Raw genomic sequence first — 16,461 nt, 5'->3', positions numbered from 1 at the left:
ACAATGAAAATCGAACAATTAACTCAAGGAATTTCTCTAAAACGCCAACTAGAAGGCGGCAATGAACAACAACTGCAAACTGTACGCGAAGTATTAGCTGACGTGAAAGCAAACGGCGACGCGGCAGTCAAAGCGTATAGCGAAAAATGGGACGGTGTCGTACTAGATGACCTACGCGTATCTCAAGCAGAAATTGATGCAGCCGTAGCAGAAATGGATCCTCAAATCGTTGAAGATTTAAAAGAAGCTGCTGCAAACATTCGCTACTACCACGAACAACAAAAACGTGACGGTTATCAATTACCATTACAAAACGGTTCATGGTTAGCACAACGCATTACAGCAATTGCATCTGTCGGTCTTTACGTACCAGGTGGCTCTGCTGCATATCCGTCTTCAGTGTTAATGAACGTCATTCCTGCACAAGTCGCAGGCGTTGAACGTATCGTCATTGCGACACCTTGTAATAAAGAAGGCAAACTCCCTGCCGCAGTACTCACAGCTGCATCGATTTTAGGCGTTACTGAAATTTATAAAATGGGTGGCGCACAAGCGATTGCAGCCTTAGCGTACGGTACAGAAACAATTGCTGGCGTTGATAAAATTACAGGCCCAGGGAACATTTTCGTAGCCCTTGCAAAACGTGAAGTATTCGGTGAAGTTGCCATCGATATGATTGCTGGTCCGAGTGAAATTGCGGTGATCGCAGATGATACTGCACATGCAGATGAAGTAGCGGCTGACCTTTTATCACAAGCAGAACACGATCCGATGGCATGTGCCGTTCTTGTCACAACGAGCGAAACACTTGCACAACAAGTATCAGATGAAGTTGAAAAACAACTACAAACATTACCGCGTGAAGCGATTGCACGTAAAGCGATTGAAAATTACGGTGCGATCTACGTCGGTACATCAATGACAAAAGTTGTCGAAGCGATTAACCAACTTGCACCTGAACACTTAGAAATCGTGACGAAAAATCCAGAAGCAGTGATGGAACAAGTGAAAAATGCTGGCGCGATTTTCTTAGGGCGTTACAGCTCAGAACCTGTCGGAGATTACTTCGCAGGAACGAATCACGTATTACCAACAAACTCAACAGCTCGTTTCGCATCAGGCTTAAACGTCGATGACTTTATTAAACGTACGAGCGTCGTATATTATTCAGAACAAACTTGGGCAGATAATGCACCGAAAATTGCACGTCTAGCACGTCTTGAAGGTTTAGAAGCACACGCACGCGCAGTAGAATCTCGCGGTTGGAATAAGGAGGACTAATGATGACACGTTCAGCAAAAATTGCACGTAAAACGAATGAAACACAAATTGAAATCGACTTAAATTTAGATGGTGAAGGGAAAGCGACTGTTGAGACAGGCGTTCCGTTTATGGACCATATGTTAGATTTATTCGTCAAACACGGTTTATTTGACGGTGTCATTAAAGCGAACGGCGATACAGAAATCGACGATCACCACACGACAGAAGATCTTGGTATCGTGCTAGGGCAAGTGGTACGTGAAGCATTAGGCGATAAAAAAGGCATTCGCCGTTACGGTAGCGCATTCGTACCGATGGATGATGCATTAGCGCAAGTATATATCGACTGTTCAGACCGTCCACACTTAGAATTCCGTGCAGAAATGCCACAAGCAAAAGTTGGCACATTTGATACAGAACTAGTCCACGAATTTTTCTGGAAGTTCGCACTTGAAGCACGCATTAACTTACACATTATCGTGCCTTACGGTCACAACACACACCACATTATCGAAGCGATGTTCAAAGCGACAGCACGTGCATTAGATGCAGCGGTTCAAATTGACCCACGTGTGAAAGGTGTACCATCTACTAAAGGCGTTTTAGGCTAGGAGGTAGTAACATGAAAATTGGGATTATCGACTATGGCATGGGCAACTTATTTAGCGTCGAACAAGCGGTGAAACGCCTCGGTGCAGAAGTTGTCATTTCAGCACATAAAGGGGAACTGCTCGAAACAGACGCACTCATTTTACCAGGAGTTGGCGCATTTCCAGATGCGATGAAACGTTTAGAAGAGACAAATTTAGTGACAATTTTCGATGATATCGTCAAAACCGACAAACCGCTACTTGGCATTTGCTTGGGGATGCAATTGCTATTTGAAGAGAGCGTTGAAAAAGGCAACAACAAAGGTCTCGGTTTATTTAAAGGGACAATCGCTGAGTTTAGCGGTCAAGATCAAGCAGGCAATGCTTATCGCGTACCGCATATGGGTTGGAATAACTTACAGTTCAAACGTTATCCAGAGTGGTTAACAGCAACAGATTTAGACAATGATTACGTATATTTTGTACACTCATTTTTCGCAACAGGATTAGATGAACAAGATTTAGTCGCATACGCAGACTACGGTGATGAAATCGTACCAGGCATCGTGCAAAAAGGGTCGATTACAGGCATGCAGTTCCACCCTGAAAAATCAGGTAGTTGCGGCGTCGCGTTACTAACATCTTGGCTAGAAGGTATTAAAGGGGGAGCGAGTTCACGATGACAATTCAAATTTATCCAGCAATCGATATGCGCGGTGGTAAATGCGTACGTTTATATAAAGGGGATTACGATCAAGAAACAGTTTATGCAGATTCACCATTTGATATGGCGAAACAATTTGCAGACGCTGGCGCATCGTTCGTACATATGGTCGATTTAGATGGCGCAAAAGACGGTGAGCGCGTACACGCTGCAGACGTTATTCGCGTTGCAAAAGAGTTACCTGTAAAAGTGCAAATCGGTGGCGGTATTCGTTCAATGGAAGACGTGCGCTTCTATTTAGAAAACGGCATTGATCGTGTCATTATCGGCTCATTAGCAATTCGTGAACCAGAACTTGTTGCTTCATTTATTGAACAGTTCGGTGCAGACGGTATCGTCATCGGTTTAGATGCGAAAGACGGCATGGTTGCGACACACGGTTGGATTGAAACTTCTGACCAAAAGGCGACAGATGTCGGTAAATATTTCGTTGAACGCGGTGCGAAACATTTCATCTTCACAGATATTGCGACAGACGGTACGTTACAAGGACCAAATATTGCTGCAAACAAAGAACTAGCTGCGGCAACAGGTGCTGAAATTATTGTCAGCGGTGGCATGAGTTCACTAGAAGACATTCAAGCCGTAAAAGCAGCATCAAACGATTCAACAATTGGTGGCGTTATTATCGGTAAAGCACTTTATACAGGTCGCTTTACGTTAGAAGAGGCGCTAGAGGAGGCAAAGTAATGCTCACAAAACGCATTATTCCATGCCTAGATGTAAAAGAAGGTCGCGTCGTTAAAGGCGTGCAATTCGTGTCATTACGTGACGCTGGAGACCCGGTAGAACTTGCGAAGTTTTACAATGAACAAGGTGCCGACGAACTAGTCTTTTTAGACATTTCAGCGACACATGAAGGCCGTGCAACGATGGTCGATGTCGTTCGTCAAACAGCATCAGCATTATCAATTCCGTTTACAGTCGGTGGCGGCATTCGTACGCTAGACGATATGAAACGTATGTTGCGTGCAGGTGCAGATAAAGTGTCGGTCAATTCCGCAGCCCTTCAAAATCCACAATTAATTAAAGAAGGCTCTGACTACTTCGGCGCACAATGTATCGTCGTAGCGATCGACGCGAAATGGAGCGAAGAAGACGGCACGTGGATGATTTACACACACGGTGGTCGTAACAAGTTCCCGAAAGAAGCGGTTGCATGGGCGAAAGAAGCCGTTGCACTTGGCGCGGGAGAATTACTCGTTACAAGTATGGACAAAGACGGTGAAAAATCGGGATTTGACAACAAATTATTAAAAGAAATTCGTCAAGCGGTCAACGTACCTGTCATCGCAAGTGGTGGGGCAGGAAACGCCGAACACTTTTACGAAACATTGACAGAGGCAGATGCTGATGCCGCACTCGCTGCATCAATTTTTCACTATAAAGAAACGTCTGTCGCTGAAGTAAAAAATTACTTACGTGAAAAAGGGGTCGCTGTACGATGAGCTTAAAATTTGATGATAAAGGGTTAATTACTGCCGTTGTGCAACATGCGCAAACGAAAGAAGTATTAACCGTTGCTTATATGAATGAAGAATCTTACAACAAAACACTTGAAACAGGTGAAACGTGGTTTTATTCACGCTCACGCCAAGAGCTTTGGCATAAAGGCGCAACGAGTGGCAATACACAAAAAGTAGTGGCAATGCGTTCGGATTGTGATGAAGATGCGTTAGTCGTTGAAGTATTACCAGCAGGTCCTGCTTGTCATACAGGCGCTGAATCTTGCTTCCATAACGTCATTACAGAAAAGCCAACTGATATCGGTTCGTTAGATATTTTAGATACACTGCAACGCGTAATTTCAGACCGTGCTGCTGAAATGCCTGAGGGGGCATATACGACGTATTTATTCAATGAAGGTGTCGATAAAATTTGTAAAAAAGTCGGCGAAGAAGCGACAGAATCTGTTATCGCGGCGAAAAATCGCGATGCAGAAGAATTAAAATGGGAAGTAGCCGATTTAATGTATCACTTACTCGTTTTACTGAAAGAACAAAATGTAGACTTGTACGACGTACTAGGTGTACTCGAAAAACGTCACGAATCACACTAGTTGTGAAACCGACAAGGAAATCGCATGTCATCGCGGTTTCCTTTTTTCGTGAACATCATTCGCTTTATTACAATGTGCTTTTTTTATTATCGAAACATTGCTATAATCGTAGGTATGCTATAATGAGAAGAACTAAACGTGGGGGACGTGTAGACGTTCCTTTATGCTTTTCGGAGGAAAAATTTTTGAAAAAAAATCATACAACCGTAACGATTGCGAATAACGTTGTTTCCTTTGTCCCAACAGGTGAGTTTTATTATCACAAGGCGATGAAGGCCATCGACTGTAGTCAGTTTGAACAAGCGAAAAAATATTTAAAACGGGCATTAGAATTAAGCCCGAACGATGCTAAAATTTTAGTCCAAACAGCGTTTTTAAAAATGGAAGAGGAAGCATTTTTAGAAGCACTAGAGCTATTGCGTCGTGCCAATGATGTCTCACCAGATGATCCAGAGACAGTGTTGTTTTTAGCAGAAGTGTCGGCCAATTTAGGATTAGCAGAAGATGCGATTAACTATGCGAATCATTATTTAGATATCGACCCGCGCGGTGAATATCGTGAGGAAGCGAAAGAAATTATCGATATCGTCTCGGATATTTTAAAAGATGAGCCGATAGAAGATATGCAAGGAAGCGCACAAAAAAATTACGAACAAGATCGCGCGCGTCATTTAATGGAAATCGGTGATTTTGAGCCGGCTATTGAAATTTTGGAAAATTTAATTGCAGATTATCCGGATTTTTGGGCTGCGTACAATAACTTAGCGCTCGCTTATTTTTATCAAGGCGAGCACGAACAAGCGCGTGCATTATTACATGAAGTATTGCTCGGCAACTACGGCAATATCCATGCGCTCTGTAATTTAACGGTCATGGCGTATTACGAACAAGAAGATGAAGAAGAACTAGATTCATTGAAAAATACGCTCATGAAACTTCAACCTTACTTCGTCGAACACCGTTATAAGCTAGGTGCGACACTCGCATTAATCGGCGAGTATGACCAAGCGTATAAATGGTTACACAGCCTACGCACACGTGGTTACATTGGCGATGCAGGTTTTTATTTTTGGTTATCACATGCGGCGTATTTTTCTGGACACGAAGAGGAATCACGCAAAGTATGGGACGAATTAATGTCGATTGACCCATCAAAAGAAGGACTAGAGCCATGGGCAAATGTCGTCGAAGTACTTGATAGCGATGATATTTTAAGTGATCGTGAATATTTAGTAGGTCGTCTTGAACACGACATTTTACAAGAGCGTCTACTCGGTCTGTTTTTACTCGGTAAATCACCATTTAAACATGAACTTTTAGCGCACCCAACGTTAATTGACTTCGATCAATATGGGACGTTAGAAAAGTTAATGTTGGCTTACACGATGAATCAAGATTTTTTAGACGACCCAGCGCTTGCTAACTTTTTCCGCGCTATGGAAGTGCTCGAAAAAATTTATGATCAACACGAACCGTTATCAATCGATGATACGTTCGTTTTACAATTGTGGCTCGTGCTATTTGAAAAAGGTATGCAAGCGAAATATCCATTTAAAAACCCAGTCGCACTTGCGGCTGCAACAGAATATATGTTTTATGCCGTCCGCGATAAAGTGACGAAAAAAGAAATCGCTGAATGGTACGGTACAACAACGAAAACGCTCACAAAATATGTCGACGAACTGATGGCTTTTTTACCATTCTAACGTAGGCAGATTTGTTGAGAAAACGCGCAAATTCATATACTATCTAGGGTATAAGGTACATTTAGGAGGAATTGGAATGTCAGAACAAAAAATTTATGATGTTGTCATTATCGGTGCAGGTCCTGCAGGTATGACAGCTGCTGTATATACATCACGTGCAAATCTTTCAACATTAATGATTGAGCGTGGTATCCCAGGTGGTCAAATGGCCAACACAGAAGAAGTTGAAAACTACCCAGGTTTCGAAACAATTTTAGGCCCTGATCTTTCAACAAAAATGTTCGAGCATGCGAAAAAATTCGGTGCAGAATATGCTTACGGCGACGTTACATCAATCGTTGACGGTAAAGAATACAAAACGATCGTTGCAGGTCAAAAAGAGTACAAAACACGCACAATTATTATTGCAACAGGTGCAGAATACAAAAAAATGGGCGTTCCTGGCGAATCAGAACTAGGCGGCCGTGGTGTAAGTTACTGTGCAGTATGTGATGGCGCATTCTTCCGTAACAAAAACTTAATTGTTGTCGGTGGCGGTGACTCAGCAGTTGAAGAAGGTATTTACTTAACACGCTTCGCTGATAAAGTAACAATCGTTCACCGTCGTGACAAATTACGCGCACAAAAAATTATTCAAGACCGCGCATTTGCAAACGAAAAAATCGATTTCATTTGGAATAACACAGTAAAAGAAATCAACGAAAAAGACGGTAAAGTAGGCAGCGTTACATTAGTAAACACAGTCGACGGTACAGAATCAACAGTTGATGCAAACGGTGTATTCATCTATATCGGTATGAACCCATTAACAAAACCATTCGCAGAATTAGGCATTACAAACGAAGTTGGCTACATTCCAACAAACGAAAAAATGGAAACAGCTGTACCAGGTATTTACGCAGCTGGTGACGTTCGTGAAAAAACACTTCGTCAAATCGTTACAGCAACAGGTGACGGTAGTATTGCTGCACAAGCTGCACAAGCATATATCGAAGAATTACTTGAAGAGTTAGCAGTACAATAGTTCTTGCAATAAACTTGAAATAGTTGCAATGAAACTCAAATACGCGTGTAACAGCGCTGTTACACATACCTTGTATACTAGGTACTGTAATAACCCCTTTGAGTTTTAGAATATTGGTAAGGCCCCCTCTCGACCGCACGCGAGAGGGGGTTTTTTTATATTTTCTTTTTTCAGATAGTTTTCAGTGATATCGCAACTTGAAAGATATACGTTTTTCACTATCCATTGTATAATGGAGGATAGAACAATAGAGAAAAGAGGTGTCGTGTTGTGCAACGTATAGCGAATTTATTAGTGAAGAAGGACGGAAAAGTACTTCTATTAAAAAAACCACGACGCGGCTGGTATGTAGCACCAGGAGGCAAAATGGAAAGTGGCGAGTCAATTTTCGAAGGCGCCACACGCGAATACTTTGAAGAAACAGGAACGAAAGCCATTGATGCACATTTAAAAGGCGTCTTTACGATGGTCGTGAAACGCGGAGAAGAAGTCGTTAACGAATGGATGCTTTATACATTCCTTGCGACAGATTTAGAAGGCACACCATATGAAGAAACGCGTGAAGGTGTATTAGAATGGCGCGATGTTAACGATTTAGAAACGTTGCCGATGAATGAAGGCGACCGCATTGACTTATTATTTGCTGTCAATGAACCAGGTGTTCAATACGGAACGTTCACATATACAGAGGAATATGAATTATTAAATAGTACAGTTCAAACGTCTGTCGAAAGGAATGGAAATTAGCATGCCAAACCCACAATCGAACGAGTTAATCATTATTACAGGAATGTCTGGTGCAGGAAAATCTGTTGCCGTACGCAGTTTTGAAGATCTAGGCTTCTATTGCATTGACAACTTACCACCGACATTGCTTCCTACTTTTGTCAATCTCATGAAAGAATCAACAAAAGATATTACTCGAATGGTTGCGGTCATGGACTTGCGTGGCGGCGATTTCTTCCCATCATTAATTGACGCAATCGATCAAATTCAACAAGAAGATATCGTTGAAACAAAAATTTTATTCCTTGATGCAGATGATGAAGTACTCGTACGTCGTTATAAAGAATCTCGTCGTTCACACCCACTCGCAGCGAATGGCTTACCGTTAGAAGGGATTCGCCATGAGCGTGAATTGTTAAACGATGTGAAAATTCGTGCACAATACATTTACAATACGTCTAGCATGAAGCCGAAACAGTTACGTGAGCGTATTATTACGGAGTTCTCACAAGTATCGAAAAGCTTCAATGTGAACGTAATGTCATTCGGCTTCAAACACGGTATGCCGATTGATGCTGATTTAGTATTTGACGTTCGTTTTTTACCGAACCCATACTATATTGAAGCATTACGCCCGATGACGGGGTTAGATTCAGAAGTATCGTCTTACGTGTTAAAAATGGACGATACGCAAACATTAATTACGAAGCTTACGGATTTATTTGAGTTTATGCTGCCACGTTATCAAGAGGAAGGTAAAAGTCAGCTCGTGATCGCGTTTGGTTGTACAGGCGGACAACATCGCTCTGTCACATTAGCGGAATACTTCGGTCACCTTCTTGAACAAAAACTACCGACGGCAATTACGCATAGAGATATTGAAAAAAGAAAGGGCTAATGCTTATGGTTAACAAGAAGCGCGTCGTCATTATTGGTGGCGGTACCGGTCTTTCTACGTTAATACGTGGATTGAAGCAATACCCACTCGATTTAACGGCGATTGTTACTGTCGCTGATGACGGTGGCAGCTCTGGACGCCTACGAGATGACTATGACATTCCACCACCAGGGGACGTTCGTAACGTCATCGCTGCGATGTCGGAAGTAGAACCCCTTGTAGAGGAAATGTTTCAATATCGTTTCCAAGGAAGAGAAGCGTTAAAAGGGCATTCACTCGGTAACTTAATGCTGACGGCATTAACGGAAATTACCGGTGATTTTTCGCATGCCATTCGCGAATTGAGCCGCGTGTTAAATGTACACGGCCGTGTGATTCCGGTTGTGAACGAAAGCATGACGCTACTCGCGGAGTTTGAAGATGGTTCGATTATCGAAGGCGAGTCGGTCATTCCGAAACAACATAAACAAATTAAACAAGTATTTTTAAAACAAGAAAATTTAAAACCACTACCGGATGCAATTGAGGCGATTGAAGAAGCAGACCTCATCATTATCGGTCCAGGTAGTTTATATACGAGCATCATTCCGAACTTTTTAGTGAAGGACATTCGAGATGCCGTCATTGCTGCAAAGGGACGAAAAGTGTACATTTGTAATTTAATGACACAAGATGGCGAAACCTCACATTATACAGCCGCGGACCATGTACAAGCAATTTACGACCATGTGGGGACTCCGTTTATCGAAACGATTTTGTTAAACAATCATTCAGCTGTTCCACGAGATGTGGAAAAAAACTATCAACAACAGGCGGCAGAGCCGGTCATTTTCGATATTGAACGCTTGCAAGCACTCGACATTGAAGTGATTCAAGCCGATATTGCGACGATTAAAGACGGCACTGTGCGTCATAAAGCGATACGCGTGGCTGAGTGGTTATATAACTACACGAACGAAGAACGAGTTTAGAAAGGAGGAAGCGATATGTCATTTGCTTCAGAAATGAAAAAAGAATTAACGCAAATTGAAGCGGACGACGCAAGTTACAAGGCCGAGCTATCAGCACTGATTCAAATGAACGGTTCACTATCATTTGCGAATCGGCAATTAAGTTTGGACGTGCAGACAGAAAATGCCGCAATTGCTAGACGAATGTATACGATCTTAAAACGTCTGTATGATTATCCAATTGAGTTACTCGTACGCAAAAAAATGCGTTTGAAAAAAAATAACGTCTACATTTGCCGTGTGCGTGACGGTGCGAAAGAGCTCCTTGAAAGCCTTGAAATTTTATCGGGCAATTTCCTCTTTAATCATGAAATCGCACAAGACTTAATCGATACATCAGATAAAAGACGTGCTTACTTACGTGGCGCATTTTTAGCAGGTGGTTCGGTGAATAATCCTGAAACGTCTGCTTACCATTTGGAAATTTATTCATTATATAAAGAGCATGGGGAAGCATTAGCGACGTTGATGAATGGCTTCGATTTAAATGCGAAAACGATTGAACGTAAAAAAGGTTTTGTGACATACTTGAAAGAAGCAGAGAAAATTTCAGATTTTCTAAGCCTCGTCGGTTCACATGCAGCGATGATGAAATTTGAAGATGTACGTATTTTACGAGATATGCGCAATAGCGTAAATCGCCTCGTAAACTGTGAGACAGCCAATTTAAATAAAACGATCGGTGCCTCACTACGACAAGTCGAAAATATTAAATATATCGATCAAATGATCGGCATCGAGCAATTACCAGATAAACTACGTGAAATTGCGCGATTACGTGTCGAGCATCAAGAAGTTACATTGAAAGAACTTGGGGAAATGGTATCTACAGGCACAGTGAGTAAATCAGGCGTCAATCATCGATTACGTAAAATTGATTCGATTGCCGAGTCATTACGCGCTGGTCAAAAATTAGATTTGAAATAGTTTAGGGGAGTGGAGAGAAATGATTCAACAACAATTAACGGTCCAATTAGACGCTGGTTTACAAGCGCGTCAAGCAGCGAGCTTTGTCCAAGAGGCAAATCGTTTTGCGAGCGATATTTTCATCGAAAAAGATACGAAGCATATTAATGCGAAAAGTATTATGGGTGTCATGAGCTTAGCGATTTCATCTGGGGAAGAAATTACTTTAACCGTAGATGGCGAAGATGAAGCTGAAGCAATTGAAAAACTAACAGCGTTTTTGAAGTAAACATAGAGAGAAGAGGCCTTGCGGCAACGCAAGGCCTCTTTTTTCGAAAAAACTGCTATTTACCTATTTTTACACGATGTTATTTTATCATTTTTTCGCAAAAGACCTCTCCCTCAAGGAACGTAGTGAGTAGGGGGATGAATGCGAACGCAATCATTCTGCTCGCATCAATTTGTTGAAAAGAACACACGTTCCTATTGAAATATGAGAAAAAGGAGGTGTTTGTCATGCTACATAAAGATCACCAAGCGCTCATCCATCAAACACATGGGCATTGTCGCTTTGTCTACAATCATTTCTTAGCATTGTGGAACACAACGTACGAAGTAGAAGGTAAAGGTCTAAATCGTAGTTTCCTATATAAAGCACTTAAGAAAATGAAAAAACAAGATGGTACGGCATGGCTGCGTAACGTAGATAGTGTGGCATTACAAGCCTCCTATGAAAATTTAATAAACGTAAGTTATCTCGTCGCTACGAACAAGCGAAAAAAGATCAGCGTGATTTACGTGCGTGCATGAACTACCAAAAGCAACGTCGTAAAGTGGCTCGCCTACTAAAAAAAGTGAAGCCACTGTTTCGAGCAAGTGGAAACGAGCAAGCACTGTTCGTAGGAATCTCCCACTTCAAGCAACGTTCGAAGGATGGCTAAGTGGGGTTAATTCAAGAAGCATCTGTTTCAAAAGAGGGTAAAATTTCAAATGGTCTAGAAACAACAGCATGGAAAGCGTCAAACTATGCAGATCAAACGGAATTTACATTCATCAGAAAATCCGAATGATGATGATTCGGAGGACAACGACACAAATAATGATGACGATGACAATGAAAATGCTAATGGTGACCACAACAATGGTAACCAAAAGGGAGATAACGGTAAAACGAACCATACTACTGGTAATCAAGCGGATGATGAAAACCTTGCAGGAAACGGGAATAACACGAAGACAGGTACAAATAATAACGTGAACCCAACAAATGGCCAAAATTCATCAACAGATGCAAATGGCAATGTGCAACATGTCACTGCAAAATCATCAACCTTACTACCACAAACAGGTATGCAAATCATGCTTTATAGCTTATTAGGTATGATGTTAATTGGTGCAGCGTTCTTCTTATTCAAACGCTCACGTCGTAAAGCTTCATAAGCTAATTTAAGGAAGGTAATCGTGTAAGTATGCGGTTACCTTTCTTTTTTTAGGTGAAAGGTAGGATGCTTTTTTATTTGAATTTTATCTATATCGTTAAAAAAATACGCTCTTTCAATCAAAATTGTGCTTTTTTACGACGGCCTTTACGTCTCAAAATAAGCATTCTTCATGTGAACAAGCGTTAGAAAATGTTAGAATGTGTATAAATAAAATTTATATATTTGGATGGAGGATTTTTCATCATGGAATTAGATATTACTTACATCGCACATATTAAAACTGAAGGCCAACAAGAGCAAATCGTGGATTTAAAAATCCCTGAATTAATCGAGTTCCACGTAGGTCGCGAAAACAAAGCGGTAGAACTTTTAGAACAACTTGGCCACACAAACGTAAAACAACCAGTCATTACTGATGGTGAAACAATGAACGTTTTAGAAACTACTTCAACTTTAAACGGTAAAGAAGTAAAAACTGTCGTAGAATACACGACTGCATTACGCGCTGGTAACGTAGGTAGTAAATCAGGTGACTTCTACTACGAATTAAAACAACTTCACAACGTTGTAGAATAATATTGTAGTCGTAAGAAAAAGTCTAAAGGTAGGGTTTTAGGTTATTTCTTGTTGTTGCATGAAAAAAGAGGTCGGGATTTCCCGGCCTCTTTTCTTATGGTTTAATTTTATCGGTTTCGATTAATAACGGCTTGTAGCTTTTCGCGCGTTTATAATTCTTTTGCGTGTTGACACCATAAATATGTAAGCGAATGCCGCTATTGCGAATTTTCTTAGCCGTTTTAGCATCAATCTTCGTAATGTGCGCTGTATACAATTTATATTTATACTTTTTTAGCTCTTTTAAATCGCTGCTTAATGTTTTCTTCGGATTACCGAGGAATGAAATCGTCGCATTCGGATAATTTTTATGGAACTTCGCACGTGCTTTTTTGTTCGGAATGATGAATAACGTTTTATTGTACATATTCGCTTTTTTCACAGCGGTTACGATACCGGCAACGTACTTCTCATTCGTCCAATCACCTTTTGAGCCATCGATGTTTACGCCAACATTATATTTTTTCGCAGCCGTTAGTACTTGTTTTAATGTCGGGATTTTTTCTGAAGTGATTTTATTGTTTTTATCTACGAGATGGAATTTAGATAGTTGCTTATATGTTTGGCTTGCAACTTTTCCATAACCAGACGTCGTGCGGTCAATCGTCGTGTCATGCATTAATACGTATTGTTTATCTTTCGTTTGGCGTACATCTATCTCAATAAAGCCATAACCTAGTTTGTGAGCGCCTGCTACGCCGGAAAGTGAGTTTTCAGGCGCAATCACTTGTGCGCCGCGGTGAGCGCTTAGTTTTGTACTTTTCCATTTTAGCCATGATCCTGTATTTGTATCAGCAGAAGCAATTGTAGGGCACAGTAAGCTTATGCTCAGACAAATAGCTAAAATCTTTTGGAAAGTTGTCATTACAAAACCTCCTCTTTATCATATATGTATGCTATCGTCCAAAGATTGCAATTAAATAACAAATGTATAGAAAGATTATAACTTTCTATCATAAAAATGTGAAGATTCGTTGGAAATTGCTACAAAATGTAAAAAGACCTACGCTAAAATGGCGTAGGTCTTAGAAGAGGGAAAACTATTTTTTCGCTTCTTCAGTTGTTTCATTACGTGTCATGATTTTATCAATGATACCGTATTCTAAAGCGCGTTCTGCAGACATGTAGTTGTCACGATCTGTATCTTTTTCAATGATTTCGATTGGTTGACCAGTACGTTCTGATAAGATGCGGTTTAATTTTTCACGTGTTTTTAAAATATGTTTTGCAGCGATTTCGATTTCAGTCGCTTGACCTTGTGCACCACCTAATGGTTGGTGAATCATGATTTCAGCGTTTGGTAATGCAAAACGTTTACCTTTTTTACCAGCAGTTAATAGGAAAGAACCCATTGATGCTGCCATACCGATACAAATTGTTTGTACGTCTGGTTTAATAAATTGCATTGTATCGTAGATCGCCATACCAGCTGTTACAGAACCACCTGGTGAGTTGATGTATAAGTAAATATCTTTTTCTGGGTCTTCAGCTTCTAAAAATAGAAGTTGAGAAACGATCGCGTTTGCTACGTTATCGTCGATCGCGCTACCTAGCATGATAATGCGGTCTTTTAAAAGACGAGAGTAAATGTCGTATGCTCGTTCACCGCGGTTTGTTGTTTCAATGACTGTAGGAATTAAGTTCATCGTTATATCCTCCTCATATTTAGCGTTGCTTTCTACGTCTATCATACAAATTTGGTCAGAAAAGGTCAAATGAAATGAATCATTTTTCTAAAAGTTGAAAAGAGACGTTTCTCCTAGTATAATAGTAAGGTCGTTAGATTACTATGCCCCTGTAGTTTAATGGATAAAACATAAGATTCCGGTTCTTAGGCTGGGGGTTCGATTCCCTCCAGGGGCGTCCATTTTTAAATACCTTGTTATAGGAAAAACGAAACATGAGTGACGGTGCAATTGTGCTACCGTCACTTTTTGTTTGTGAGATGTTATTTCATTGACAATGAGTACTTAAATTATCTACTATTAGATAGAATGCTTGTACGGACAACAGCAGTAATGAAAGAGAAGAAGTGAAGGGAGAAACAGCATGAAAAAATTATTAATGCGATCAGGTATGTCACCGCTAAAAAATTTTGACGCGGCACATATTGTATCAACAAACTCAATCGGAGGGAACGTTGGGAACTTAGTGTATGCATACGGCATTTATCGCACGCTAACTACAGATGATGTCATGATCGTACCGGATTACTACCGTATTAATCCGAACGACGCAGACAAAATCAATGCGAACTATGACGGCTATATTATCCCGTTAGCAGATGCGTTCCGTCCGAACTTTATCGGAAATTTAGAACGTTATGCAGAATTGATTAATCGTTTAACGATTCCTGTTTATGTAATTGGTGTTGGCGCACGTACACCATTTGATGCCAAAAAAGGTGAAAAATACATTTTCGATGACGCAACGAAAAAATTCGTGAAAGCTGTTTTAAACAAATCAGCAATGATCGGTGTACGTGGTCAAATTACATCTGATTATTTAACAGGACTTGGCTTCCAAGAAGGCGTAGACCATATGCCAATCGGCTGTCCATCAATGTATAGCTTCGGTCGTGATTTAAAAATCCGCGATACAAACATTACGAAAGATTCATTAGTATCGATTAACAACTCACGATTATCACCAGAAAACGTTTTAAAATTCATCGACCGTAGCCGTCATGAATTTGCGAATTATTACTACATTCCACAGTGGTTAAAAGAATTAAAAATGACATACTTAGGTGGCCCAGATTTAGATCACCAAGACAAAACGTATCCTGAATCTGTGTTAGATCCGTACTATACAGAAGATCACGTACGCTATCCGGTTAATATTCCGACATGGATGGAATTATTACAAGAAGCGGACTTAAGCTTTGGTGCACGTCTACACGGTAATATCGCAGCGACAATCGCTGGTACACCGAGCATCATCTTACCAAAAGATGGTCGTATGCGTGAATTAACAGATTACCACCAATTAAACTACTATTGGGGTCCAGACATTACAGATGAAACAAACATTTGGGACATTATCGAACAAAGTGATTTCCATAAGCCTGAAAAAGTGGCAAACGAAAACTTTGACCGTTTCATCGGCTTCTTAAATAAAAATGGTCTAGACCACGCGTATAAAGAAACGATGTACCCAACAACGGTGCCATTAGATGAGCAACTAAAAGGTGTAGAAGCACCGAAAGTTGTGACACCATTCGTCACAGCACCTATTGATGAACAAGTACGTCGTTGGCAAGCGTTTAACGATGCTGAAAATGCACGTACAGAACGTCGCGTAAAACGTGAAGTTGCCGCTAAAAAAACGAAAAATAACGATGTAGATGCGAAGCTACAAGCATATAAAAAAGAAATCGATCGTTTAAATAAAAAAGTGAAATTCCAAGAAAAAACGTTAAACCGCAAAGCTGTTAAAATGTCTTTAGGTGTAGCGGATAAAGTCGCAAAACTACGCGGCAATAAATAAAAAAATGGA

General features: G+C 40.7%; 19 protein-coding genes and 1 tRNA gene. 18 read left to right on the top strand and 2 right to left on the bottom strand.

Annotated elements, in window-relative coordinates:
* Positions 1 to 3: 3 nt before the first annotated feature.
* From hisD to KMHG_RS13215, 16 genes are all read left to right on the top strand, one after another.
* The gene (hisD, locus tag KMHG_RS13290; RefSeq protein WP_010290224.1) at positions 4 to 1,281 is read left to right on the top strand and encodes a histidinol dehydrogenase; all 1,278 of its coding nucleotides are present in this window, start codon (positions 4 to 6) and stop codon (positions 1,279 to 1,281) included.
* 2 nt (positions 1,282 to 1,283) lie between these two features.
* Complete coding sequence (gene hisB / locus KMHG_RS13285; RefSeq protein ID WP_010290222.1) at positions 1,284 to 1,874, top strand: imidazoleglycerol-phosphate dehydratase HisB; 591 nt, start codon at positions 1,284 to 1,286, stop codon at positions 1,872 to 1,874.
* Between the two features lie 11 nt (positions 1,875 to 1,885).
* Positions 1,886 to 2,536 (top strand): imidazole glycerol phosphate synthase subunit HisH, encoded by a 651-nt coding sequence (gene hisH, locus KMHG_RS13280; RefSeq protein WP_010290218.1) that lies wholly within the window; start codon positions 1,886 to 1,888, stop codon positions 2,534 to 2,536.
* A complete protein-coding gene (gene hisA, locus KMHG_RS13275; protein WP_010290216.1) occupies positions 2,533 to 3,267 on the top strand; it encodes a 1-(5-phosphoribosyl)-5-[(5-phosphoribosylamino)methylideneamino]imidazole-4-carboxamide isomerase in 735 nt (244 codons plus the stop codon). The genes hisH and hisA overlap by 4 nt, the downstream gene beginning before the upstream one ends.
* Positions 3,267 to 4,025, top strand: a complete 759-nt coding sequence (gene hisF / locus KMHG_RS13270; protein ID WP_010290215.1) for an imidazole glycerol phosphate synthase subunit HisF — start codon at positions 3,267 to 3,269, stop codon at positions 4,023 to 4,025. Before hisA ends, hisF begins: the two co-directional genes overlap by 1 nt.
* Positions 4,022 to 4,636 (top strand): bifunctional phosphoribosyl-AMP cyclohydrolase/phosphoribosyl-ATP diphosphatase HisIE, encoded by a 615-nt coding sequence (gene hisIE / locus KMHG_RS13265; protein ID WP_010290214.1) that lies wholly within the window; start codon positions 4,022 to 4,024, stop codon positions 4,634 to 4,636. Before hisF ends, hisIE begins: the two co-directional genes overlap by 4 nt.
* A 185-nt stretch (positions 4,637 to 4,821) precedes the next feature.
* A complete protein-coding gene (locus KMHG_RS13260) occupies positions 4,822 to 6,342 on the top strand; it encodes a tetratricopeptide repeat protein (RefSeq protein WP_010290213.1) in 1,521 nt (506 codons plus the stop codon).
* Between the two features lie 76 nt (positions 6,343 to 6,418).
* A complete protein-coding gene (gene trxB / locus KMHG_RS13255; RefSeq protein ID WP_010290212.1) occupies positions 6,419 to 7,366 on the top strand; it encodes a thioredoxin-disulfide reductase in 948 nt (315 codons plus the stop codon).
* A gap of 270 nt (positions 7,367 to 7,636) precedes the next feature.
* Positions 7,637 to 8,113, top strand: a complete 477-nt coding sequence (locus tag KMHG_RS13250) for an NUDIX hydrolase (RefSeq protein WP_010290210.1) — start codon at positions 7,637 to 7,639, stop codon at positions 8,111 to 8,113.
* Between the two features lies 1 nt (position 8,114).
* A complete protein-coding gene (gene rapZ / locus KMHG_RS13245) occupies positions 8,115 to 8,990 on the top strand; it encodes an RNase adapter RapZ (protein WP_010290207.1) in 876 nt (291 codons plus the stop codon).
* 5 nt (positions 8,991 to 8,995) lie between these two features.
* Complete coding sequence (gene mgfK, locus KMHG_RS13240; RefSeq protein ID WP_010290204.1) at positions 8,996 to 9,961, top strand: gluconeogenesis morphogenetic factor MgfK; 966 nt, start codon at positions 8,996 to 8,998, stop codon at positions 9,959 to 9,961.
* Positions 9,962 to 9,976: 15 nt separating this feature from the next.
* Positions 9,977 to 10,927 (top strand): DNA-binding protein WhiA, encoded by a 951-nt coding sequence (whiA, locus tag KMHG_RS13235; protein ID WP_010290202.1) that lies wholly within the window; start codon positions 9,977 to 9,979, stop codon positions 10,925 to 10,927.
* Positions 10,928 to 10,946: 19 nt separating this feature from the next.
* The gene (locus KMHG_RS13230) at positions 10,947 to 11,195 is read left to right on the top strand and encodes an HPr family phosphocarrier protein (protein WP_010290201.1); all 249 of its coding nucleotides are present in this window, start codon (positions 10,947 to 10,949) and stop codon (positions 11,193 to 11,195) included.
* A gap of 227 nt (positions 11,196 to 11,422) precedes the next feature.
* Positions 11,423 to 11,716, top strand: coding sequence for a helix-turn-helix domain-containing protein (locus tag KMHG_RS13225; RefSeq protein WP_010290200.1), 294 nt, complete (start codon positions 11,423 to 11,425; stop codon positions 11,714 to 11,716).
* Between the two features lie 216 nt (positions 11,717 to 11,932).
* The gene (locus KMHG_RS13220) at positions 11,933 to 12,346 is read left to right on the top strand and encodes an LPXTG cell wall anchor domain-containing protein (protein WP_010290199.1); all 414 of its coding nucleotides are present in this window, start codon (positions 11,933 to 11,935) and stop codon (positions 12,344 to 12,346) included.
* A gap of 245 nt (positions 12,347 to 12,591) precedes the next feature.
* A complete protein-coding gene (locus tag KMHG_RS13215; RefSeq protein ID WP_010290198.1) occupies positions 12,592 to 12,924 on the top strand; it encodes a hypothetical protein in 333 nt (110 codons plus the stop codon).
* A 94-nt stretch (positions 12,925 to 13,018) separates the two neighbouring features.
* On the opposite strand, the gene KMHG_RS13210 is transcribed toward KMHG_RS13215, so the two are convergent.
* Entirely contained in the window at positions 13,019 to 13,828 is an 810-nt protein-coding gene (locus KMHG_RS13210; RefSeq protein WP_010290196.1) for a glycerophosphodiester phosphodiesterase family protein, read from the bottom strand.
* 175 nt (positions 13,829 to 14,003) lie between these two features.
* The gene (gene clpP, locus KMHG_RS13205) at positions 14,004 to 14,654 is read right to left on the bottom strand and encodes an ATP-dependent Clp endopeptidase proteolytic subunit ClpP (RefSeq protein WP_261797381.1); all 651 of its coding nucleotides are present in this window, start codon (positions 14,652 to 14,654) and stop codon (positions 14,004 to 14,006) included.
* A gap of 100 nt (positions 14,655 to 14,754) precedes the next feature.
* Between clpP and KMHG_RS13200 the strand changes: the two genes are divergently transcribed.
* Both KMHG_RS13200 and KMHG_RS13195 read left to right on the top strand, forming a co-directional pair.
* Positions 14,755 to 14,826: transfer RNA gene (locus KMHG_RS13200), tRNA-Arg, on the top strand.
* Between the two features lie 186 nt (positions 14,827 to 15,012).
* Entirely contained in the window at positions 15,013 to 16,452 is a 1,440-nt protein-coding gene (locus KMHG_RS13195) for a polysaccharide pyruvyl transferase family protein (RefSeq protein WP_010290190.1), read from the top strand.
* Positions 16,453 to 16,461: the final 9 nt, after the last annotated feature.

This window comes from Kurthia massiliensis (genome assembly GCF_000285555.1).
GTDB lineage: Bacteria > Bacillota > Bacilli > Bacillales_A > Planococcaceae > Kurthia > Kurthia massiliensis.
The sequence above is the reverse complement of the archived record's forward strand: the minus strand, read 5'-3'. Positions and strand labels throughout refer to the sequence as shown.

Excerpts from the sequence above, each read along its gene's own strand:
- hisH (WP_010290218.1), top strand. The coding sequence starts at position 1,886 with ATGAAAATTGGGATTATCGACTATGGCATGGGCAACTTATTTAGCGTC.
- whiA (WP_010290202.1), top strand. The coding sequence starts at position 9,977 with ATGTCATTTGCTTCAGAAATGAAAAAAGAATTAACGCAAATTGAAGCG.
- KMHG_RS13230 (WP_010290201.1), top strand. The coding sequence starts at position 10,947 with ATGATTCAACAACAATTAACGGTCCAATTAGACGCTGGTTTACAAGCG.
- hisIE (WP_010290214.1), top strand. The coding sequence starts at position 4,022 with ATGAGCTTAAAATTTGATGATAAAGGGTTAATTACTGCCGTTGTGCAA.
- KMHG_RS13195 (WP_010290190.1), top strand. The coding sequence starts at position 15,013 with ATGAAAAAATTATTAATGCGATCAGGTATGTCACCGCTAAAAAATTTT.
- KMHG_RS13210 (WP_010290196.1), bottom strand. The coding sequence starts at position 13,828 with ATGACAACTTTCCAAAAGATTTTAGCTATTTGTCTGAGCATAAGCTTA.
- hisB (WP_010290222.1), top strand. The coding sequence starts at position 1,284 with ATGACACGTTCAGCAAAAATTGCACGTAAAACGAATGAAACACAAATT.
- KMHG_RS13215 (WP_010290198.1), top strand. The coding sequence starts at position 12,592 with ATGGAATTAGATATTACTTACATCGCACATATTAAAACTGAAGGCCAA.
- KMHG_RS13225 (WP_010290200.1), top strand. The coding sequence starts at position 11,423 with ATGCTACATAAAGATCACCAAGCGCTCATCCATCAAACACATGGGCAT.
- rapZ (WP_010290207.1), top strand. The coding sequence starts at position 8,115 with ATGCCAAACCCACAATCGAACGAGTTAATCATTATTACAGGAATGTCT.
- hisD (WP_010290224.1), top strand. The coding sequence starts at position 4 with ATGAAAATCGAACAATTAACTCAAGGAATTTCTCTAAAACGCCAACTA.
- hisA (WP_010290216.1), top strand. The coding sequence starts at position 2,533 with ATGACAATTCAAATTTATCCAGCAATCGATATGCGCGGTGGTAAATGC.
- KMHG_RS13220 (WP_010290199.1), top strand. The coding sequence starts at position 11,933 with ATGCAGATCAAACGGAATTTACATTCATCAGAAAATCCGAATGATGAT.
- clpP (WP_261797381.1), bottom strand. The coding sequence starts at position 14,654 with ATGATAGACGTAGAAAGCAACGCTAAATATGAGGAGGATATAACGATG.
- mgfK (WP_010290204.1), top strand. The coding sequence starts at position 8,996 with ATGGTTAACAAGAAGCGCGTCGTCATTATTGGTGGCGGTACCGGTCTT.
- hisF (WP_010290215.1), top strand. The coding sequence starts at position 3,267 with ATGCTCACAAAACGCATTATTCCATGCCTAGATGTAAAAGAAGGTCGC.
- trxB (WP_010290212.1), top strand. The coding sequence starts at position 6,419 with ATGTCAGAACAAAAAATTTATGATGTTGTCATTATCGGTGCAGGTCCT.